Annotated in this window: 23 protein-coding genes; 9 read left to right on the top strand and 14 right to left on the bottom strand. The window is 33.0% G+C overall.

Features of this window, described 5'->3' with window-relative positions; all coding sequences use genetic code 11:
- Nucleotides 1-97: 97 nt before the first annotated feature.
- Both KO527_RS13970 and KO527_RS13965 read left to right on the top strand, forming a co-directional pair.
- A complete protein-coding gene (locus tag KO527_RS13970; RefSeq protein ID WP_216040897.1) occupies nt 98-535 on the top strand; it encodes a hypothetical protein in 438 nt (145 codons plus the stop codon).
- Nucleotides 528-1,130, top strand: coding sequence for a glutathione S-transferase N-terminal domain-containing protein (locus KO527_RS13965; protein ID WP_216040896.1), 603 nt, complete (start codon nt 528-530; stop codon nt 1,128-1,130). Before KO527_RS13970 ends, KO527_RS13965 begins: the two co-directional genes overlap by 8 nt.
- Before the next feature lie 8 nt (nt 1,131-1,138).
- On the opposite strand, the gene KO527_RS13960 is transcribed toward KO527_RS13965, so the two are convergent.
- Entirely contained in the window at nt 1,139-1,660 is a 522-nt protein-coding gene (locus KO527_RS13960) for an SRPBCC domain-containing protein (protein WP_216040895.1), read from the bottom strand.
- Nucleotides 1,661-1,876: 216 nt separating this feature from the next.
- Between KO527_RS13960 and KO527_RS13955 the strand changes: the two genes are divergently transcribed.
- A complete protein-coding gene (locus KO527_RS13955; RefSeq protein WP_216040894.1) occupies nt 1,877-2,686 on the top strand; it encodes an ion transporter in 810 nt (269 codons plus the stop codon).
- Nucleotides 2,687-2,744: 58 nt separating this feature from the next.
- Here the strand turns inward: KO527_RS13955 and KO527_RS13950 are convergent, their stop codons facing one another.
- From KO527_RS13950 to KO527_RS13940, 3 genes are all read right to left on the bottom strand, one after another.
- Nucleotides 2,745-3,287, bottom strand: a complete 543-nt coding sequence (locus KO527_RS13950; RefSeq protein WP_216040893.1) for a hypothetical protein — start codon at nt 3,285-3,287, stop codon at nt 2,745-2,747.
- 13 nt (nt 3,288-3,300) lie between these two features.
- Complete coding sequence (locus KO527_RS13945) at nt 3,301-3,999, bottom strand: HupE/UreJ family protein (RefSeq protein WP_216040892.1); 699 nt, start codon at nt 3,997-3,999, stop codon at nt 3,301-3,303.
- Between the two features lie 134 nt (nt 4,000-4,133).
- Complete coding sequence (locus KO527_RS13940) at nt 4,134-4,520, bottom strand: hypothetical protein (RefSeq protein WP_216040891.1); 387 nt, start codon at nt 4,518-4,520, stop codon at nt 4,134-4,136.
- 170 nt (nt 4,521-4,690) lie between these two features.
- Between KO527_RS13940 and KO527_RS13935 the strand changes: the two genes are divergently transcribed.
- The gene (locus tag KO527_RS13935) at nt 4,691-5,428 is read left to right on the top strand and encodes a transporter substrate-binding domain-containing protein (RefSeq protein WP_216040890.1); all 738 of its coding nucleotides are present in this window, start codon (nt 4,691-4,693) and stop codon (nt 5,426-5,428) included.
- 2 nt (nt 5,429-5,430) lie between these two features.
- Here the strand turns inward: KO527_RS13935 and KO527_RS13930 are convergent, their stop codons facing one another.
- From KO527_RS13930 to KO527_RS13920, 3 genes are all read right to left on the bottom strand, one after another.
- Entirely contained in the window at nt 5,431-5,916 is a 486-nt protein-coding gene (locus tag KO527_RS13930) for a hypothetical protein (RefSeq protein WP_216040889.1), read from the bottom strand.
- A 160-nt stretch (nt 5,917-6,076) separates the two neighbouring features.
- Nucleotides 6,077-6,775, bottom strand: a complete 699-nt coding sequence (locus KO527_RS13925; RefSeq protein ID WP_216040888.1) for an aspartate/glutamate racemase family protein — start codon at nt 6,773-6,775, stop codon at nt 6,077-6,079.
- Between the two features lie 22 nt (nt 6,776-6,797).
- The gene (locus KO527_RS13920) at nt 6,798-7,748 is read right to left on the bottom strand and encodes a hypothetical protein (protein WP_216040887.1); all 951 of its coding nucleotides are present in this window, start codon (nt 7,746-7,748) and stop codon (nt 6,798-6,800) included.
- Between the two features lie 1,098 nt (nt 7,749-8,846).
- Here KO527_RS13920 and KO527_RS13915 point away from each other — a divergent pair.
- The gene (locus tag KO527_RS13915; RefSeq protein WP_216040886.1) at nt 8,847-9,035 is read left to right on the top strand and encodes a hypothetical protein; all 189 of its coding nucleotides are present in this window, start codon (nt 8,847-8,849) and stop codon (nt 9,033-9,035) included.
- A 684-nt stretch (nt 9,036-9,719) separates the two neighbouring features.
- On the top strand, nt 9,720-10,154 hold the full coding sequence (locus KO527_RS13910; RefSeq protein ID WP_216040885.1) for a hypothetical protein: 435 nt from the start codon (nt 9,720-9,722) through the stop codon (nt 10,152-10,154).
- 374 nt (nt 10,155-10,528) lie between these two features.
- On the opposite strand, the gene KO527_RS13905 is transcribed toward KO527_RS13910, so the two are convergent.
- The 5 genes from KO527_RS13905 to KO527_RS13885 form a co-directional block, all read right to left on the bottom strand.
- Nucleotides 10,529-11,518 carry a Gfo/Idh/MocA family oxidoreductase gene (locus KO527_RS13905; protein WP_216040884.1) on the bottom strand — a complete coding sequence of 330 codons (990 nt, stop codon included), beginning with the start codon at nt 11,516-11,518 and terminating at the stop codon, nt 10,529-10,531.
- Nucleotides 11,519-11,691: 173 nt separating this feature from the next.
- Nucleotides 11,692-12,951: a HAMP domain-containing sensor histidine kinase gene (locus KO527_RS13900; protein ID WP_216040883.1), complete on the bottom strand. Its 1,260-nt coding sequence runs from the start codon at nt 12,949-12,951 to the stop codon at nt 11,692-11,694.
- Entirely contained in the window at nt 12,952-13,650 is a 699-nt protein-coding gene (locus KO527_RS13895; RefSeq protein WP_216040882.1) for a response regulator transcription factor, read from the bottom strand. It lies immediately after the preceding gene.
- Nucleotides 13,651-13,679: 29 nt separating this feature from the next.
- On the bottom strand, nt 13,680-16,169 hold the full coding sequence (locus KO527_RS13890; RefSeq protein WP_216040881.1) for an FtsX-like permease family protein: 2,490 nt from the start codon (nt 16,167-16,169) through the stop codon (nt 13,680-13,682).
- Entirely contained in the window at nt 16,166-16,858 is a 693-nt protein-coding gene (locus tag KO527_RS13885; RefSeq protein ID WP_216040880.1) for an ABC transporter ATP-binding protein, read from the bottom strand. The genes KO527_RS13890 and KO527_RS13885 overlap by 4 nt, the downstream gene beginning before the upstream one ends.
- 336 nt (nt 16,859-17,194) lie before the next feature.
- Here KO527_RS13885 and KO527_RS13880 point away from each other — a divergent pair, with 336 nt between their 5' ends.
- Genes KO527_RS13880 through KO527_RS13870 form a run of 3 tightly spaced genes read left to right on the top strand, consistent with a single transcriptional unit; the run spans nt 17,195 to nt 21,376 of the window.
- The gene (locus tag KO527_RS13880; protein ID WP_216040879.1) at nt 17,195-18,739 is read left to right on the top strand and encodes an ethylbenzene dehydrogenase-related protein; all 1,545 of its coding nucleotides are present in this window, start codon (nt 17,195-17,197) and stop codon (nt 18,737-18,739) included.
- Entirely contained in the window at nt 18,736-19,362 is a 627-nt protein-coding gene (locus tag KO527_RS13875; RefSeq protein ID WP_216040878.1) for a DUF1566 domain-containing protein, read from the top strand. The genes KO527_RS13880 and KO527_RS13875 overlap by 4 nt, the downstream gene beginning before the upstream one ends.
- Before the next feature lie 43 nt (nt 19,363-19,405).
- Entirely contained in the window at nt 19,406-21,376 is a 1,971-nt protein-coding gene (locus tag KO527_RS13870; RefSeq protein ID WP_216040877.1) for a pre-peptidase C-terminal domain-containing protein, read from the top strand.
- Between the two features lie 52 nt (nt 21,377-21,428).
- On the opposite strand, the gene KO527_RS13865 is transcribed toward KO527_RS13870, so the two are convergent.
- A complete protein-coding gene (locus KO527_RS13865; protein WP_216040876.1) occupies nt 21,429-22,127 on the bottom strand; it encodes a hypothetical protein in 699 nt (232 codons plus the stop codon).
- Complete coding sequence (locus KO527_RS13860) at nt 22,117-22,572, bottom strand: hypothetical protein (RefSeq protein WP_216040875.1); 456 nt, start codon at nt 22,570-22,572, stop codon at nt 22,117-22,119. Before KO527_RS13860 ends, KO527_RS13865 begins: the two co-directional genes overlap by 11 nt.
- Between the last annotated feature and the right edge of the window lie 82 nt (nt 22,573-22,654).

Genomic DNA, 22,654 nt, shown 5'->3' with positions numbered 1-22,654 from the left:
CATAAAGTAAACCTGAGCATAACATAGTATTGTTGAAATTTGATCGTTAAAGGTACAATAAAGTGAATTTGAGGAGATATTTTTTTTGAAATTAGCCATGCAATTAAAATTATTACTTTTAGGCGCTTCAATCGCCTTTTGTGCAGCGATTTGGCATTTATTATGTATTATCGGGGGACCATCTTGGTTTGAATTTGCCAGAGCACCACAAGAAATTATAGATTCTGCAAAACAAGGAACTTGGCTTGCACCTGTATCTGCAGTTTTAATTGCGACTTTAATGTTTATTTGTAGTTTATATGCACTATCTGCTATTCACGTCATTAGGCAGCTTCCTTTACTTAAAACAGCGCTGATTGTGATAACAAGTTTGTGTTTGATCAGGGCTTCGATTGTCATTCCATACTTGATACAGTTTGGCTTTGATATGTGGGAATTTATTGCTGCAATTGTATGGTTTTTTGTCGGGCTATGTTATCTAATAGGGACTGTTGAAATATTAAATAATTTAAGAAAGGAATCAAATTGTGCCTAAGTTAGATTTGGTAGTTGGAACACACTCTACGTGGTCAATAAGAGCTTGGTTATGTTTAAAGATTGCAAAGTTAGAGTTTAATGAAATTGTAATAAACCTTGAAAAAGACAATTACCAAAGTAAGATCTCTCAATTCTCAGATACACTATTAGTGCCGGTACTACTCGATAATGACATACATATTCATGATTCGTTAGCTATCTGTGAATATGTAAATGACATAACAAATATCTATCCTGAATCTAAAAAGCAAAAAGCATTGTCTCGCAGTTTATGTGCCGAACTTCATTCAGGCTTCATGAATTTAAGAGCAAATTGCCCATTTAGTTTAGACAAAGTAGAACCTGTCAAATTGAGTGAAGCCTTAAATAAAGAAATTATACGTTTAACACATATTTTTGATAATGCTCAAGGCAATTTCATGTTTGAAAAAGCAACTCCAGTAGATGCTTTTTATGCTGTACTTGCATTTAGATTATCAGCATACGGTATTGAACTTGAAGGTAAAGCCGGAGAATACCAAACTAAATTACAACAATGGCCATTATTTATTCAAGCAATATCAACAGCGAAACACTGGAATTCCTTAGAATAAATAATCGTTTATTTTAAATGTTTAGAATTTAATTGTGTAATAAGTGAATCAACTTGGCTGCTTTGTACTTTATCTACTACAGCAGCTAATTTATCTAGACCTTCGGGCATAAAACCTACAACTTGATAGGTGTGAATTATCTCAGTCTTTGTTTGTGTTATGGCTGAAAATTTCCAGCTCATACCTCCTTGAACACCCATGATTTGTAATGGGCCTAACCCGCCTATCATTCTTAATTCAGTGTTGGGGTCAACATATGACACTGTCATATGAAGTACTTCCCTACCCTTGGATTTTTCACAAAAACATCCTCCTGCTTTGGGTTCTAATGTAAGGTTTTCTGATTTACCAAACCAAGTATGGTCTTTATTCCACCACTGACTAATATTTAAAAACTGTTTGTAAGTGGCACTAGAGCTAACATTTACAGTTTTTTTAATTATGATTTTAAAACCATGTTTATCTTTTTGAATGACTTCTGCAAATAAACTGCTAGAGAAGAAAAATAGTAATATGAGTAATTTATTCATTGTTAATAGTTAAATGGAATTGAATTAAAAAACAATAGCATATATTTACCTATTTGGAATATTTCAAACTTAGTAACAATTGATATTTGATTTGAATATAAGAACTATTTAAACTCACCGAAAATATTTTAATAGGAGTCATTTTTTTAATAAGTTAATCATATATATCACTTAATTTCCTTCTTGTTATTTACTTATTTTTTCATGGAAACAAACATGTTATCTTCATTAAAATTACTATTTGAACGTCTTGATAATAGTAAGCTATTTCAGTCAATCATTATATTTGTCATTGTCGTATCCGCATTAAGTGTTGGAGCACATACATATGAATTACCTCCATGGTTTGATCGTGCGCTAATAATTTTAGACACAGGTATTACCGTTTTCTTTTTAGTTGAAATTATTATCAGGTACATCGCACTGAATGATTTTAAAAAGTTCTTCTCTAAAGGCTGGAATATATTCGATGTAATAATCGTAGTGGGTAGTTTAGTTCCTGTTGCTGGCTCCACTATATTTATCGCTCGTTTATTACGTGTATTTAGAGTGCTGCGTTTAGTATCTATGATCCCAGAGCTTCGAATGTTGGTTAATGCTTTACTTAAAGCGATCCCAAGAATGGGTTATATTGCTTTACTCATGTTTGTTATTTTTTATATTTATGCAGCGATTGGCAGTATGCTTTTTACGAATATAAATGAAACGTTATGGCGAGACTTATCGATTGCCATGCTGACATTATTTAGAATTGCAACCTTTGAGGATTGGACTGATGTTATGTATGAAACAATGGAAGTTTACCCTTTAAGTTGGATTTATTATCTGAGCTTTATCTTCTTAACAGCTTTTATCTTTTTAAATATGATGGTTGGCGTGGTACTTGAAGTAATGACTAAAGAAAGTGCAGATTTTGCAGCTGAGCAACAAGATGAAGATGACAAGCCTGCCACTACAGGGCAGGTAAAAGAACTACAATCGCAAATTGAAGTTTTGTCACAACTTTTAACTAAAAGTAAAGATTAACTACTAATACTCATATATAAATCAGCCCTGAATTATCAAGGCTGATTTTAAATGTTTTTTATCCTTTGATTGTATAAACCCCTTTAATAGAAAGTGTAACAACAACAGGCTCGTCAGTTGAATTCTTCCAATACCAGCCATGAGAGCCTTCAAATGGGGTTGTTAAGCTTCCCTTCATGTCCTTTGACGTTGTAATAGAAAAACTCTCAAAGTAACCTGTTGTGTCACCTTTGGGCTCTCCATGAAAATCAAAAAATAACTCTGCGCCATCTGTTTGCCATTTATATTCAAGGTGCGCATGTTTATCCATTAATAATTTGTACTCAATACCTTTATTTGCTGGGATTTCGATTTGTACAATATCACTTTTAGGTTTAACACCAACTCCACTGTTACTTTTTGGTGTGCTTAAAGACTTAGGAATACCAGCTGTTTGAGATAATTTGGTTAAGCCTAAAGCTTCACCTACCCCTGTTGGGTCAATATTATACTCTGATGGTAAAATACACGTTATAAGTAAAACACTAGCAATAACTGAAGCGAGTAAACTTGCCTTTATTAAGGTTTTTGTAGAATGGATTGGTACTTTAATTGTATTCATATTTCTTTATCCTTTAAATATTGACGAAATAACCTGTTAACTGAAAACCTACTAGCATCAAACCACCGCTCATTAATAGGGTGTTTGCTGCAGTTGAAAACTGCATAAAGCTGGTGTGTTTTCGCCAAAAGTTCATCAATATGAGTACTAAACCTAAAGCTAAAAATTGACCAATTTCTACGCCGATATTAAATGCAATAATATTTGTTATAAGCCCATCTTGTGGTAACTGGAACTCTTGAATTTTTGTTGCTAATCCAAATCCATGAAATAAACCAAAAATCATCACTGCTGCTTGGGTATTGGGTTGACAGTTAAAGAGCTTTTTAAAACCGCCTAAATTATCAAACCCTTTATACACAATAGATAAACCAATAATGGCATCAATTAAATAAGCATTTATTTGAACATCATTTAAAACACCAAATAATAGCGTGATGCTATGCCCTACAGTAAATAAGCTGACATAAATCACCACATCTTTTGTTTTAAATAGAAAGAATATGACGCCTACTAAAAACAAAAGATGATCATATCCGGTCACCATATGTTTAGCACCAATATAGATAAAGGGAATAATTGAAACCCCTTGATTATTTGTCAAAAACTGCTTTGTGTTTTCATCTACACCATGGGCAAATATTGAAAATGAAGCCAGCACTGTTGTCAGTAAGATTATAAAATACATGACATTTTTAGATGAGATATTCATAAATAACACCTATTTTTTATTAATATTTCTTTCATAGTTACTTCTACATATTTTTTATATGAGTTTAAAAAGATACCTTTATCTATAAATAGATAAGGCATTATTTTATTAATTGTTATTTTAAGAAAGTAAAGTTAAACAGTTGGAGGCGGTATGGGTGGTGCGTGCGTGAGATTTTTATAATTTTTACTAAAACCTATGATACTTAAAGATTGATTATATGGGGTGGCTATAGCGAGATTACTTGGCGGGAAATATACCGTGTGCGAATGTTTTGCGTGTTCGTGATGCTGAAAATCAGAGTCTAGATTTTGAATTAAGTTATTTGTGTTGTTATCTAAGTGTTCATGCCCATGGGTGTGATGATGGCTGACTTCAATGCCCATTGGGTGTTTATCACTAGGGTATTGTATTGCGTTATTATTTGTTAATGAACTTAGTTGGCAGGCGAATATGATTAACATAAAAATTAATGTTAACTGCTTTAGCAAATTTTGCTTTTTAGCATTCATATTAATCAAGCAATGACCTATTTATTAACAAAAGTGTATCTAAACTTAGCCTCATTAGAGCAAAGCAAAATCGTATTGTCTACGTTCATTATATGTAAAAAATTAAATTTATTAAAAACTCAAAGAAAAAACAATTAGTCTATGATTAATTTAAAGGATTGAATTAAAACAAACTAAATATGCACTATCTTGTAATACTATTCTTACTTATCATACCTGCAAATACTTGTTTTGCTAAAAACGAAACACTTGTTATTGCATCTAGTGAGGGGCCACCTCATATGGTGAGAGGCAGTTTTCATGGTATAGACCTAGATATTATACAAGCTATTTTATTTAAATTAGGTTATTCCGTAAAATTTGAATTTCCAGGTTTAGCAAGAGGAAAACATCTTGTTATTTCACATAAATATGATGCGATAGCACCTATTTTTTGGCAACAAGATGAGAAGGGTTTTTATACGAGTGATCCAATAGTGCAATATAAACCTATGGTATTTTCGCTTAAAAGAAATAAGTTAAATCCAACGAGTTTACGTGATTTGAAAGGTGCTTCTATTGCAACTTTTCAAGGAGCGCCTGGGTATTTTGGCCCAGAGTTTACATTGTTAGCTAATACCCCTAAGTATCAAGAAATGGTTGATATGAGTGTATTATCTGATTTACTTGTTAAAGATAGGTTTGACTATGTGGTATTAGATAAATATATTTTTTATTATTATTTCAGATTAAAAAACCACAATAGAGACACATCTATTTTTACAGAGCATAACCTTATTCCGCAAGTACCTGCGAGTATAGGCTTCCATGATAAAAATTTAAGAGAAAATTTTAATAAGGAGCTTTCATTCTTTTATCATTCAAAAGCATACTTCAAAATAATTGAAAGATATATCGGAATGGGATTAATCGAATAGCGTCAAAAAACACTTAAACCATGAGCGCCTGCTACAGCAGCAAAAATTGAAATTATACTAATAGACAGTAATACAACATGCATAAAATGTAAGTAATTAAATGTTTTATCGCAGTTTAATTTAGCTTTTTGGTGAAACCATTTATGTAAAAATACCGGTTCAAAAACGAATAATACTAATGTAAACACTAGCCATACTAAAGTCATTAAGTGAATCCACCAAAATTGTATTTGTAGATATCTATCCCATGCATCCAAATATGCAATCATGTAAAACCCTGATATGCCTGTTATCAAAGTTGTAAATTTTGCCTGAAGTGAAAAAGCGCCCTCTAATGATTCAAATAAATCCATGCGTTTAGATTTTTCATCGATTCTTTTTAAGGAAGGTATTAAAACCAAGGTGACAAATGCAACGCCGCCAATCCATAAAACGATACCTATGATATGAAAAATTCGTGCAAAAACAAAATGATCAAAACTGTTCATTATAAATACCAATTCCTATAAATAAATGGCTACTCAGAGCTTATGAGAGTTTGCAATTCTAGGCATTTCAGCTAATTAATGGTTATTGCCGCTAGAACTGACAGAACAACAAAGTGGAAATCCTCAAAAGCGCCTTTTAGGCCGCTGAACGACCATCTAATTACAGGAAACCTAACGCCATTTTCACGGCCGCATTAGCATGTATTTGTGTTGTATCGTATAGCGGCACATTTGTATCTGTTTGTTTTACTAATAATGCAATTTCTGTACAGCCTAAAATAACCGCCTGTGCGCCTTGTCTAAATAAATCATTTATAATATTCAGATATTGCTTTTTAGAATCAATATTAATAATTCCAAGGCACAACTCATTATATATAACATTATGAATTATCGTTTGTTGATCTGAGTCAGGTACTATGACATCAATATTAAAATGATTTATCAATCGGCTTTTGTAAAAGTCTTGCTCCATTGTAAAGCGTGTACCAAGCAAACCGACTTTAGTGATGCCATCAACTTGTAACTCTTGAGCTGTGGCATCTGCTATATGAAATAAAGGTATAGAAATATTGGCTTGGATATCGACTGCAACTTTATGCATAGTATTGGTACATATTAATAAAAAATCAGCACCAGCTGATTCAATAGATTGTGCTGCAGAGGTTAAGATTGACGCTGTTTCCCCCCACTCTCCTTTATGTTGAAGTTGTTCAATTTCATGAAAATCAACACTTACCATCGCGATTTTGGCGCTATGTAAGCCTCCAAGAGAGTGTTTAACCCCCTCATTGATTGTTTTATAATAACTTGCTGTGGACTCCCAACTCATACCGCCTAAAAGACCAACTGTTTTCATTTTTCCTTCCTTCTACATTATGTTAGCTGCCTCCTCCAGGCACAGCTTTAGCCTTAGTTATTAAATTAACAAGTGTTTCTTGGGATTCTTTATATTTTGACAACTCGATTTCTGATGTTTTCGCTTTTGAAAGTATGTCAATTTCAGTATCTGGTATTGCGTTAAGATGACCTGATAAAGATAAGTTCAAACTATAACCTATCAGGTTGCTTTTTAATCGGTTTAATTCTTCGATGTGGTTAGTATTGCTAGGAGATAAATATAAATCATTTATTTTCGAAGATATTTGATTCAATTGTGATATATCAGAGGCCATTGCAGCGTTAATGATGCTCAATAGCCTAAAATCATCATTTAATTGTTCTGTATCTTGATTAAGATTACTGAGATTTACATTCAATAGATTAATATCTTGATCTGAATTGAGTCCAAAAGAAAGCAGGATCAAATTGCTTGCTGATAACGCGATCTCATTAAAAAGTGTTGATGGTATGTCAGCTACAATTTGGCTTCGGATCAGGTTGCTCGTCAAAGTTGTAAGGCTATTTAATTGGAGGTTATTAATGATTTTAGAGCTCGTAGCAATCGTCGAGATGTTAAATTCACCTAAATTTTCAGACGGAACTTTTGTGCCAAAATCGGCAATAACGTCACCACTTGCGTTACGGCATAACTGAGCATCACAGATAATTTCTGAACCAAGAGTTAAATTTGTTTCTATCAAGTAATAACTATCAGATCCTAAATCTACATGTGCAATAAACTCACCAATGGAGTTTGATTTTCCCTGCCAAACGATTTTTCTATCTGAGTCAGAAATAATAACTTGTGTATTTGAAAGTGTACCTTTGAGCAATAAGCCATTTATTTGAATTGTGTTAATTTGTATTGTTTCTTTATCTTCAGAACATGAAGATAAATTAAAAACAGTAATAAATACTAATAAAGCTTTAGTTAACGTTTTATTGTCCATAATATCCACATGTGAGTTAGTCTTGAATTTAAATGTACAAACCAATGTTTGTTTATAAGATAGTATTTATAACGCTAAAATATTACGTCAATAATAAATATATAATATCTATTACTGGTTACATCAAATAATAAATTAAATTTATTAATATTAAGCATTTAATCTTAATATTTTTTGAGCAAACTTTAATGTCATTTCATAACTTTAAGTTACAGCCTACTAGCATATGAACAATGCATATTATTTATTTAAGGTGCTGAAAATAGCGTTTCACTTTAAAGGGAATTTCATGACTATTTATCAATTTAAGATCAGTAATAAACAATTACCAGCATCAAGCTTTTATAAACCTTGTAGAGGTTAGCTAAGCTACAGGTGTAGAATACGATACTATCAGTATGTAGGTTTTGGAGTTACGTGTCGCCAAGCTATATCCCAAAAGAACTAAGTCTATTTCACAAAAAACGCTAACTGTGCTTTTTTGTATCACTTTAGGCTGTTCTGTTCTGCTCGGCTAAATTAAATCAATCAGCATAAAAGTATAAACCTAACCCCGAAAACGTGTAAAAGTAACATTACATGTAAAATAGATTACATTTACAATCTACTTTACGAATGCTCATTAGTTTAGATTATTTTATTGTATTAATAACACCAGTATCAAAATTACTAAGGCTGAACGCTAAAAGGTATAATTGAATGCCAGATCTAGAAATACTTCAAAGTATATATTATGGATAGATTACAAGTTGCTATAGTTGCTCTCTTAACAGGTTGGGTACTGTCTCAACTTACAGAGTTATTAAAATCTAAATGGAGAGTCAATAAGTTAAAAAAGCAATAGAGCTTGAGTTGGAAGATATCGAAAAATTACTTTCTGAGCGAGTTGATTCAGCCAAAAAGACTTCTCTAAATTATAGACACAATAATAATTTCATATATTCAGTATCTGTTCCTATATTAACCCCTGTACTTGATGCTTTTTACAGTGAGGTTGCTGATAAATTTACAGAAGCCCAAAGGTATAACTTTAGGGTTTTTAGGGACCAGATAAACTCCTATAAATCTAATTTAGAGTGACTAGAAAAATGTAAAACTTTGGAAGCAACACAAAATGAAATAGTCTTTAAGTTATTTGAAACATACAAAAAAATAGCGTTTTCCTATACGTATATTAGCGCCGAAAATGAAAAAGGGGGTAGAGATAAAATTACTCATGAACACAAAAAAATAATAATGTTGGAAGATAGTTTTGAAGAGGAATCAAAAAAATTAGCTTTTAAATAATGAAATTTAATCTAATTCTGCTCGGTGGTAGTTTAATACAAAGGTATATGGTGGTTAGTAAAATAAGCATAGAAGAAATGATAAAGCATGGGGGTTATTACATGAACAAAAGTTCCAATATAATATATGGAGCATACTAATTTTAATAGCTTTTCTATGGGACAAACGTTAGTTTTAGATCCTGAAGTTCATGAACACTTAGCTTATATATTACGTTTGAAAATAAGCACAGAGATGCCTTAATTCATATTGTATATTGGGTAACAGCTCAAAACCATAGTTCTAAAAAAACCATGGAAAAACATTAGCTTCATACTTTAATCGTCGTAAATTGGAAAATATAACCTTAGAAGGTGCTATTGCTTTTTCTTCTAATGTTAAAGAGGCTAGGTTTATAATTTCAAAAAATAAAACTATTGAATGGTTTAAGGATGAAAATTAAAAGATCAAAAACCGAAGTCTGCTAGATAAATAATAAATGCTATCAATTTCATATGTTAATGTTTAAACTGATTATAAATAAATCAAAGTTGCAGTAACTCTAGTTAGAAAACCATAGCGGCCGAATTGAGGCAATTTAACAAAACTGTTGAAAATAGACTAATTTACAATCATGTTTTTGTAAAAATCATGCCTTGAAAATTAGAAATTTAATAAGAGCTTTATTAATACAAGGAAGGTTTAATGAAAATTTTCACCATAGCATTACTGTTCATCACTTTTAATCTATCTGCTAAAGCAGAAAACGGAGTAGTTGTAAAAATACTTCCTGACTCATTAGTTTTAAATTCAAGCTGTAAAGCCATGGCAGACTTAGTTGCAAAAGATTTTTCAATTTTATATGCCTGTAAAGATTCCCATAATCGTATGTACTTTTATAATTTTCGCCTAAATGATATAGATTTAGTAGCCGACTTTAAAAAGAACTCAACTGATGTTGTAGTAAATGAAAGTCAGTTTAAGTCTTATACGCTGTATGAACTAACTGCAAAAAATGCTGACAATAAGCAAATAAAGTTTGTTTCTTATTGTACGAAGGAATTGTGTCTCGATTTAGTTAGCGATAATGAATATGAAAAATCAATCCAAGACTCTATTACATCGCAATTACGTGGCTAAGTATTTATATTTGAGCGGCCGTGCCTATGTTTTTATTCATTTCTAAACATGGTGCAAATAAAAGCCTTTTATATTAATTATAGCTGATCACAATATCAGTAAATTAATGAATCACTTTATAGCAAGTCGCATTAAAGAGATGCATTACTTAGTAAATTTTGAAATGACTGTATATAAGGCTGTTAAACGCAGTTATTTATAGGTCCGTGAGATAAATTTAATATCACACCTGCAATATTTCAAGATCTGCCTTTTCCTAAGAATCTGACAGAGTATAAATCTGTCAGATTAAGTAAAACCCTGCTTTTGAGTGTGTAACATCAAACGTCAACTAAACCTTAAACTTTTGTTTTAGGTTTGTATACTTTATCTTTTTAAATCTGAACACCCGCTTTTAAAATTTGATCCATCACCCAACTTGTATGTGTTGCCGTTGTACCAGTGGATGGGTGTTTAGTGCCAGAAAAAAGCTGGTTTTTCATATTTTGTACATGATAAAGCTGGATATTTTCAGGATTTTCGATGAATAGTGTTTCCGTGTTATTGTTCGAATCAATTTGAATTGGTGATTCGTCAAAAACAGAGAATGTCATTTCACCTTCACTGCCATAAATAACAACTTTATCTTGTCTTGCGCTACCACCAAAATTCCAACTCCCCGTCCCTGTGATGCCATTTTTATGTAACCAACATGCAGATACGGAATCAAAGGAAGAGTAAAGTTTTTGTTGATTAACCCCTATGCCCTTCACATCTTCATATTCGCCTAACAGATAAGAAAAAAGATCTAACCCATGACTGGCTAAATCATCAAAATATCCGCCAACAGCAATATTTTTATCTGTACGCCAATTATATTTGCCCGATAAGTCTATTTCGTTGGCAGCTTTACTTAAATGCCAAGTAATGTGCCTAATTTTGCCAATTCGCCCTTGTTCTAAGAGTGCTTTTACTTTTAAAAATCGTGGCAGCGAACGACGATAGTATGCAACAAATAGTGGCAGGTTTGCTTTATTGAATGCATGGGTGATCTCTAAGCAATCTTGGTAACTAGGCGCTAGGGGTTTTTCTATACAACATATCTTTCCCGCTTTAGCGACTTGCAAGCCAAATAATTTGTGTGTATCTGGCGGAGTAGCGATATAAACAGCATCGATATCATTATCATTAATGAGGTCTTTTGCATCTGCATAATATTTGTCAATATTATGTCTTTTAGCATAATCTTGCCCAAGGCTTTGATCTCTTCTCATTACAGCCGTTAATTCAAAACGCTCTGTTTTTTGATAAGCTGGACCACTTTTTACTTCTGTCACGGCACCACATCCTATGATCCCCCAACGAATAATCTTTTCACTTAGCATTTTAAAAGCCCAATTTTCTTCGGTTATAATCGGTTTATTGTATTTATATTAATATGGGAATATAAAGGTTTTTAATCCCTTAAAACTCTTGATTGATCAAAAGTTAGCATCGAGTAATTTTATCATAATAAAAAACAATTTATGACGCTGATATTAAGAATGTTTTTACCAATTTAAAAGCTTACAACAATAGAGATACCATCATCATGGTTTTCAATATTCAAACCAAGCTTATGGTGCTCACATAAACGTTTTACGATCGATAAGCCTAATCCATATCCTTGACTGTTTTCTCCTTTTATTAAAGGCTCTAACACCGAGTCTTTTATTTTATCTTCAATCCCTTCACTTGTATTAAATACACTGAGTTTATTATCTGAAAAGCTAATTTTTACAGTGCCATGAGTCGTATATTGAAAGGCGTTACTCACTAAATTTGCAATTAAAATTTGCAGAATGCCAGGCTGACTCAGTAATTGATCATTCATACCAATATCAATATCTACTTCAACAGGCTTATTTGTTAATATATAGGCGTGTTGTATTACTGCTTTTTCAACAATAGGGATCAGCTTTACCATTTGTGCTTTTGAAGAAGCATTCTCTTCTCGGGCTAACGATAATAAAGTATTAACAGATTGCTCCATTTGTAGTGTCGCACGGTTGATTCTTTGGACTAATGTTGTTGATTCTTCCGCTGTCAATTTATCATCAGCTAATAACTCACTGGCATTTTTAATAATTGCAATAGGTGTACGCAGCTCATGGCTTGCATCTCGTGTAAAATGCAATTCTCTATTTACAAAATCATTAATTGTTTCCATTGAAGTTTCTAAGTTAGATGCAAGTATGCCAATTTCATTATTGGGGAAATCTTTAGCAAAGCCTTTAGGCAAGTCTTGTGGTGAAACACCATGAACTAAATTTACGAGTTTAGTTAAAGGGTGAATTAATTTTTTGGATAAACGATAACCAATAAAGCATGCTACTAATGCCATTATTACAGTTGATATAAGTAAAAAGTTGATAATATATACACGAATTGGTCTAACGACTAGATCTTCACTTACTTCTGCAATCAAATAAACATCAGGCTCTTTGGCAAGACGTGTCATATGATAATGTAAGCCATTATCACCATAAAACTCTCGCGTATTTGGCTCCCTGTTGAACTTTTCTTTTATCGATTCTGGAAAAGTGTCAATTGAATGATGAATCTTTAAATTTTCTTTTTGAGGTGCCCCCCATTTACCTGTTGCTTTAAAATCATTCTTTAAAAGTACAGCCTCACTTCTAATTCCCTTTTCAATAAAGCTGTCTTCAAGCGTATATAAAAAAATAAAGTTATATAGGCTAAAAACCAAAGAAAGTATCACTGAAAAGATACAAAACTGAATGATGATCCGTCTTGCTAAAGTGTAAGTTTTTTTCATTTAAATGCTCTTTTGGTGTTCTAACAAAGTAAAACCAACGCCATGTACCGTTTTAATTAAAGGTTCTGAAAAAGGTTTATCAATCGCTTGTCGCAATTGATAAATATGAGAACGTAATGAATCAGACTCTGTTGGGTCATCACCCCATAGGTGCTGACATAGTTCTGAGCGACTTACGACTTGCGGATAAGCTTGTGCTAAAAAAAGTAAGATATTAAAGTTCATAGCATTTAAATTAACCGTTTTACCATCACGTTCAACTTGTTTAGTTTGCCTATCTATAATTAATGAGCCTATGTTAATTTTATTATCTGTTTGCAAAAGGTGCCTTCGAGATAACGCAATACAGCGGATCTCGAGCTCTTCTAAAGCAAAGGGTTTAGTTAAATAATCATCTGCACCAACACTAAAACCTGTTACTTTATCATCTAAAGTATCTCTGGCTGTTAGCATTAAAATGGGTAAATGTTTTACAGATTCATTACGTAAATGTGCGCAAACTTGTAACCCATCCATTTTAGGCATCATAATATCTAAAATAATCACATCAAACGGTTGTGATAAAGCTAAGTCTAAACCTTGCTTGCCATCACTTGCGTAATCAACAACATGACCTCTTGACTCCAGATATTGGATGATATTTTTTGCCAGTTCAGTTTGATCTTCAACTAGCAAAACTGTTAAGCCCTTTGCTTTCATACTTTTTCCTATATAACTTAAATGGGTTTTTATACTAATAAATTTTTAATAGAAACGTTTAAGTTCTTTTTATTACTCAATATTCCGACTAAACATACTACCAAAATGGAAATAAATAAAGTCGATAAAATCCAAACAGGATCTGGCACATAATTTAAAGAAAACTGAGATTGATAGATTAATGCACCTGCAATCCAAGTTCCAAATATAGCACCGCCACTTGCAATGAGCGCCGTAACTAACCACTCAAAAATACTGAGTTTTAAACATGCACTTTTTGTTTGGCCAAAACTTAATAATAAACCGTTTTTAATTTTTTCATCCGCTTCATACCCCTGAACACATGCGCAAATTACAAGTAATGCGATTAAGATAATCATAAAGCTAAATATTGAGACAAGCTTAATGATAACCCCTAAGGTTTTATCAAAACTATCTGCTAATTCTTTTACTGAAGTCAACCTTAGCTCAGGATGTTGTAACCACAGCTTAGATAAACTAGACCAAGCTTGTTCAGGTAATTCCATACTGCCCATATACAAACTGGTTGCTATGATATTCTCACGTGCGCTATGGGGTACTTGAAACCAAAACGTTATAGACCCGTTACCTGATTTAAATTCATGGCTACTGGATACAGTAAATTCATATTGTTTACCCTGAATATTAAAAGCCAGTTTATCACCTAGGTTTAGTCCCATATCAGTCATAATTTCACTTTCTACAGAAATATTATGCCAATTTTTATCGCTTTTTTGCCACCACTTGCCACTAACAAGCATATTGTTATCTGGCATGTCTTGCGTCCAATGCATTCTTACTGGCTTTAATAAGGTTGCCATGCTGTCACTTGGTGTGTCTGAATGTTCAGCTAAAGTCTTACCATTTATTTTTACTAACTGACTAAACATGAAAGGTTTTAATTGCTTAATTTTACTATTTGTTTCCTCAGACCAAATTTTTAAGGCGTCTATATGGTGTTTTTGCGCTTTAGATATAATTAAGTTGCCATCATGTTGACGCATATAATTATTCATAGTTGAGCTAAAGTCTTTTAATAAACTTAAAGTAAACAATAATAAAGTAGCACAAAGACCTACACCTAAAATCTGCATTGTTTTACTTAGCAGTCTTTGTTTCATCATATAAAAACTAAATGGGATCAAACCCATATTACCTTGGGTTAATTTTTCAGCTAAGGTCAGTACAAACCAAGTTAATGCCATTAATAAAAAAATAGTGGCGGCTAAACTGCCTAAGATCATACCCGTTAATAACGCATTATCTGAGTAATATACAGTGAGAATTGAAATACTTAATAATGAAAAGAACACGCGATAAATGACATTTTTATTATTTTTTGATGGCCTAAATAATTGCGAAATTGATACTTGAAAAATTTCAATCCATTGTGGAATTTGGAAAGTTAATAAAAGTAAAAGTAAAATGAAGCTTGTTTTTAAAACAGTTAAAATATTCCAGTTCACTTCCATGCCAATGAAAAGCGTCTGCATTTGAGATATAGCCAATACTTGTGCTAAATAAGCAATAACAAAAGCAGGTAATAATAATGTTGTAAAACTGATAAGCCATTGAACAAAGCTAATAGTGATACAGCCCCAGCGGCTTAACCCCATACTCATGCAGAGTGCAATAAAACGCTTTTGATTTATAATTTGTCGTCTACCGGCTTGATCAATTGCAATTGTCGCCATCAAAAATAGCAATACAGATCCTAAGCCAATAAAGTTTTCAACTCTTTGCCAAAACAATGCTAATGGGTGTTTTCCACTTTTATGTACCAACTGTGCTCCAGGAATGGTTTCTTTTGCCCAAGTTAATAACTGATCAACATTTGCCTTTTCAGCGCTTAATAAATAACGATATTTAGTGCGGTCATTGGTGTCAGTTCTATTATTTTTAAGACTTAATAAATCGGCATGATTGATCATTGCACGCATAGCGACACTATGCCCTTCTAGTAACCTATCAGGTTCATGATGAAGAATTTTTTGAACGGTTAAATGCGATCCTCCTACAAGCAATTTCTGATTGATTTTAAGGTTCAGAGTTGTAAATAATCGAGAGCCAACCCAAATTTGACCTGGCATTGGTCCTTGCTCTGCAGAATAAGACTCTACTGATAATACATCCGAGACTTTGAGTTTTCCTTGAATGGGATAGTTATCATCTACTACTTTAAGTTGTACTTCTTGCCATAGTTCATTGTTGGTTAATGTGACCACTAGTTGTTTATTTAACGATAGCTGTGTTGAATTATTTGTAAGATATTGATTTTGAACAGGCGTTAATGGTTCGTACTGTGTGATAACAAGATCTGCACCTAATAATTGCTGTAGGTTATGATCTAAATAATGACGAATAGAAGAACTTGTCATACTAAGTGCTAATAAAAAAAACAGTAAACAAAACTGTGTCCATCTTAATAATCTACTATCACTAGTATGATAATGTTGGCAAAATTGATCCCAGCCAAGCTTTAATATTGCGATATTCATACTGCAACTCCTGTCACTGAATCAAGTTTATTGTTTACAAGGTTTACTTTTCCTTTTGACATTTGATAACAATAATCTGCACGGCTTGATAGCTCTTGGCTATGGGTTACAACAATTAAGCCTGTGTTATTTACCTTACAACATGAAAACATTAACTCTGTTATTTCAATGGCAGTTTGCTCATCTAAATTACCCGTTGGCTCGTCAGCGAATACAAAACTAGGTTCTGTCACAAATGCTCTTGCGATTGCGACTCTTTGTTGCTCGCCACCACTGAGTTCATTTGGTTTATGTTTAGATCTATATTCAAGACCAACTTGCTTTAACCAAAACAACGCTTTATCTAGAGCCAGTTTATCGCCCTTTAGCTTTAGGGGTAATGCAATATTATTAAGTGCATCAAGCTCAGGTAATAAATGAAATTGCTGAAATATAAACCCTGACTTTTGTCTCAATTGTAAATTAGATAAAGTTTTATCGTTATATTCAAATGATACAGAGCCTGAGGTGGGTGTTTCTAATCCTGCCAATATCAGTAATAAACTAGATTTACCCACACCTGAAGGGCCTACAATAGCATATGAGTGTTTGTCACTTATCTTCATAGATAAATTGTCAAATAAACTAATTTTTTGTTTATTCATTTTAAAATGGTGGCCTACATTGGATAAAGATATAGCGTTTGACATAACTGAGATCCCAAAATAACTTAATTAACCTCAATATAAGTTTTTTAATGTGAAAAAAAGGTGAAATATATTGTGAAATTTACAATTTAATTGTTTTCTGTGTTCCTTATTTAAGTCCATATTACTTATTCAAGTGACTAGACTCTATTTGTCTCTTTTTTAAATCTATTTAGCTCTATTTATTACAATTAATTAACCTTGTTATTGTAGTGAAAACATAATCCCCTTATATTTTTGTACCTGAAACCTGTAATTAAATTGACACGAATCAGATATATATTCGATGTTATAAAAATAAAGTAACTCTAAATTAAGAAACTGAAATATATGGGAAATATGAACTTAACAGTAGTGAAAAAAAATTTTTTGATTTTTCACTTAACTGTAATTGTTGCTATTTTTGTGAGTATAGCAACAGGTATGCGGATCAGATTACTGACAGATGATGAATTACTCTGGTTATCTCCTTTACTACCACAAGGGAATGTTCATGATGTGCATTTTATGAGTGGCATTATCATAACAAGCATTTGCCTAGTTTATTTTTTTATCAATAAAAAAGAGAAAAATAAGCATCAAAGTGAATACCATATTTGGGTTAATCGATTTGGCTATCTAGTAATTGTTTTTGCCGTTCTTTCGGGATGGTTACTGTATTTTCAGACTCGCCAAACATACATTTTTAATGCGCATTTTACTGCATGTTTATTAGTCGTTTGTTTTATTTTATTACATAGCTATGTGTATTTAATTCAATTTGGCTTTAAAATCATTGCTGCTATTGCACCCGTTCATTTATATAAAAATATTAGGCTAACAACGGCTGTTTCAAGTGCAATAGCTTTGGTTTTGGTACTTTACATTGGTTTAGATACAAACAAACATCAACAAATGATTGTTAGTCCGCTTGATTATAAAGATTTTATTGATATTGATGGTAAAGACCAAGAAGCGTTTTGGCAAAAAGCAAAAGCAGTCAAGGTATTTACTTCCGGAGGGGCTAATTTTATAAATGGCAGCACCGAAGTCACAATTAAATCCGCAGCTAACCCTCAAGAAGTTTACTTTTTATTTCAATGGCAAGATCCCACTCAAAGTTTATTGCATATGCCCATAATTAAAGAAACTGGCGAGTGGACAATAAAACAAGATGGCTTTTATCAATTTGATGAACAGACATTTTATGAAGATAAGTTTGCAGTACTTGTTTCGAAGACTTGTGATTTTGGCGCTGATGGCACAGTAAAACTTGGACCTAATCCCATAAAAGGTAAACCTCAAAATTTCCATAAAAAGGGCTACCACGTTAGTCCAGATCACACAGTTAGAGATTTATGGCACTGGAAAGCTGTCAGAACAAATAAAATGATTCTGATGGACGATAATTATATTGGTAAGGCAAAAATAGCTAGAACTGGAGAGCGTAGATACACAGCAGGCTATACACCTGATGGTAAAGAAAGTGGCGCATATGTCATGAATTGGCAATGGTATCAACGTGATTCAATTATCCCAAAAAGATTACCGATTGAACCATCATATATAAACCTAAACACACACGCATTAAAACCGAGTATTCTGCCATGGTTTGAAAGCAAACCTTATGAACTCAAGGAAGATAACTATAAAGATGGTTCTGTGTTGCCCTCAGTTTTATATCGCTCAAATAGGTTTGAAGGGGATCGGGCTGATATTCGAGCTAAAGGTACTTGGAATAATGGCGTTTGGACACTTGAACTTGCCCGTAAACGCGATACGGGTTCGAAGCATGATGTTGTATTAGAAAATGATGTATGCATATGGGCGTCTGCTTTTGATCGTTCTCAAATAGCACACACTCGTCACGAAAGACCCATTCAACTTAAATTTGCCTCATTATGAAATACAGAATATTTATAAGCTTATTATTACTAGGGTCAACACTTGTATTTGCACATTTAAATATAAATCTCCCTATCAGTAAAAAAGATCAAAGATTTATAAAAATTAATCACAAAGGTGAGCAACTAAAAGCTTGGCAAGGCCCTTGGTCTTGTGCATTAGATTTAGAACAAAAACTGTTATGGGAAATAAAAACTGATAATGAAACAATCCATGATGGTTACTGGACTTATTCATGGTTTGATGGCAACACAGGTGTATCAAATAACGGTGACTGTTATTTTAAAAAAGATCGCTGCGATACTTTAGATTTTATTGAAGAAACAAATAAACAACAACTTTGCGGTTTATCTGGTTGGCGATTGCCTTCTTTACATGAACTACAGAGCTTAATTGTTGAAAATGATCGTCCAGGAGAAAATAAAATCTCAACTGATTATTTCCCCCAAATTAAAAGCGGGGATTATTGGACCAACCAAAATAACATATCATTTAAACGACTTAATAAACATCAAATGGGGGTATCAGCAGTTAACTTTCATGATGCAAGCACGCTTACCTTGCCCTATCACAATGCCGCATTTGCAATTTTGGTAAATGATAATTTGCCAAAAATGCATTAAACCGTACGCATAGCGTAATTATAAAACAACAACAGGAACTTTTATGAAAGCAATAAATAAGGCGGTGCTGGGTGTTTTGTCAGCATTTATATCTTCAGGGGCCGTTGCAGATAGTAAGCAACATAGATTAGTTTGGGATCACTCTCCAAGTTCACAAGCTACAATTGGTTTTACACCAGAAGGTAGTAGCGATCACCATATAAAATATGGTTTTAGTACAGATGAAACAAGTTGGACAAGAAAATCAGTCACTTCAAGCCATACATTTGAAGGTTCACTATCAAGCAAGTTTGTAAAATTAACAGGGCTGGCTAGTAACAGTGCAGTGTATTATCGTGTATGTGACACCAGTGGCTGTGGCACTAGGCTATGGTTTAAAACAGCTCCGACAGATAATAGCCCTTATATTGCTATTGCTGGTGGTGATACAAGAACTGGCTGGACAACAAGGAAAGAAGGCAACAAGCTTGTTGCTAAAATCAGGCCGTTATTCATTATGCATGGTGGTGATTACACTAATGCAAACAGCGCATCTGAAATGAGTAGTTATTTGAATGATTGGCAACTTACTATGTCTAGTGATGTGATAAATGGGCTTAGTTATAAAAGAATATATCCATTTGTTGCAACGCATGGTAATCATGAAGACGGTAATTATAAAACCCTATGTGAAGTATTTGGTGTAGATTTTGATAATAACAATACCTGTAATGCTAAAGATACCTATGGTGCTTTTAATATTTCGCCATTGCTAAGGGTATATACCTTAAACAGTCAATTTAAAAATAGTGGTTGGTCAAGCTATGCAACAGCGATGAACAACTGGCTTAAACAAGATTTATCCAGTTCAGGTTCGAGTACAAAATGGCGGTTCGCGCAATATCATAAACCTATGTATCCTCATTATTCTGGTAAATCAGACAATACTGAATTATTTAGCTGGTGGGCGCAAAACTTTTATGATTATGGCATGAACTTGGTCGTAGAATCAGATACCCATATCAATAAAATAACTCAAGCATTAAAACCTTCAGGTAATAGTTATAATACAACCACAACTGGAGGAACTGTATTTGTTGGTGAGGGCAGTTGGGGAGCACCGGCAAGATCTGCTAATGATCCTAAGTCTTGGACAATTGATTTGGCAAGTATTCAGCAATTTAAGGTAATCACTGTTTCGTCAGATAAAGTTGAAGTGAAAACTGCACAATTTAATAGTTCAGCAGACTCAGTAAGTTATGAGCAACGTAAAAATAATCCTATCTTGTTGCCTAGTAATATAAATTGGTGGCAAGCAAGTGAAATTGGCGATACGTTAACATTAAATCGTTCATCTGCAGGTAAAAGTGTTATTGATTTTGGTACACCACCAATAGACCCTCCAGTAACTGATGAATTAACTAATAATACACCTGTCACTAGTTTATCAGCAGCTAAAGGCCAAGAGTTAGCATTTACAATGCAAGTGCCTGCTGGTGCAACCAATCTTACTTTTACTACCAGTGGTGGTACAGGTGATGTAGATTTATATGTGAAATTTGGACAAAAACCGTCTAGTAGCAGTTACGATTGTCGACCTTATGAAAATGGTAATACAGAAACCTGTAACATTACTAATATTCAAGCAGGCACCTATCATGTTGTGCTAAAAGCTTATAATACTTTTTCGGGCGTCACTTTAAAAGGCAGCTATGTGGCAGGAAACGGTGGCGGTAATTCTGGTGGTGATACAATCACTAATTTATCTCAATCTAAAGGCCTGTGGTATTATAAAAACTTTAACTTACCTGCTTCAGTTAGTTCACTTGAAGTATCAATTTCTGGTGGTACAGGTGATGCTGATCTATATCTAAGACAGGGTTCAAACCCAACAAGTAGTATTTATGAATGCCGACCATATAAAAATGGAAATAGTGAATCTTGTACTGTTACCAACCCAAGCAAAGGACAATGGTATATCGGCTTAAAAGCATATAGTGATTTCAATAATGTCACATTAAAATACAGTTATTAATCTAGATTGAAATTGCACAGTTGTATTTTATAGTTGTACTGTGCAATTTTTTCTAATCTTTGGAAAATGAACCTGGTTTAATTGCATTAGCTAGAGATTTAAAACCAATAAACCATAAGCCTATTAATAGAAATAAATACATTTCTACACCATCAGTTTGTAGCTCAACCATAGATTTTTTCATCTTTTTATATGGCAGTACTATCTTTGAATCTACCGCTAATTGATATACATAACCCTCGCTTTGCCAAATAGATACTTGGGTATATGTCGGTAACGCTTTTGCTAATTTTTGACAAATAGTTTGACCTATATTTATTGCAGAAAAAACATCAAAATTAAGATCGTAATAGTGATATATAATATCTGTTTCGCTATCTTCGTATTCTTCTACATTACAGTGCGCGTGTGAAATATCAGTTTTGTATTCGGTCATATCACTTAGAGAGGGAGATAAATATTTTGGAAAAACTAATGCGATAACTATTAAGTGTATTAAAGCAAAAAAGCCAATAAATGCCCTTCTAGACCATGATTTATGGCCTTTTGAAAATTCGATGATAAGCTCATTATCTTCTTCATTTTTATCTGTGGTAAAAGACTTTAGATAGGCGTTATATTCGCCGTTTGATTTTCTAAAGTTAATCTCTTCACTTAAGAGCTGGTAGCGTTCAGGGTGGGCTAGCTTATCTATATTATCTTGTACATCTAACAATTCACTAACAGTGTATTTTGTGTAATCAATTTTCAACTTTTTCTTCTCTTTCAACTTTTTTATTACTTCGAATTAAGTAAAACAGGTATAAATACCAAAGGGCACTTAAACTACTTAAAATTACAGCTTGGGTATAACTGCCTTTACTACCGTAATATATGCCATTTTTAGTGATGTAAATATCTGTAACTTTACCTTTGTGATTCTCTTTTACGCGCGATCTTTTTTCACCGCAATATGAAAAATCTCCAGGTTGATAATTACCAATTTCTACAATATTGCCAGTGTCTAGCACAGTATATTCAATTTCCATCCAGCATGAATCCCCGCGTTCTTGATATCTTGAATACGTTACTTGTGCTTTTAGCTCTGTTGCATCTGAGGCATCATATACCTCATAAAATAGAAACGGCGTCATAACTAAGAAACCAAAACCAAAAAAAGTAAAAATGATAAATACGATACCTTTAAATTTTTCCATTTTTTATCTAAAGATCCTTTCATCACAAATCAATTTAATTACGGTAATACAGCTTGTTCGAAAATTTTAAACGATTTATAGT

The sequence above is a fragment of the Pseudoalteromonas sp. C2R02 genome (assembly GCF_018860845.1).
GTDB lineage: Bacteria > Pseudomonadota > Gammaproteobacteria > Enterobacterales > Alteromonadaceae > Pseudoalteromonas.
The sequence above is the reverse complement of the archived record's forward strand: the minus strand, read 5'-3'. Positions and strand labels throughout refer to the sequence as shown.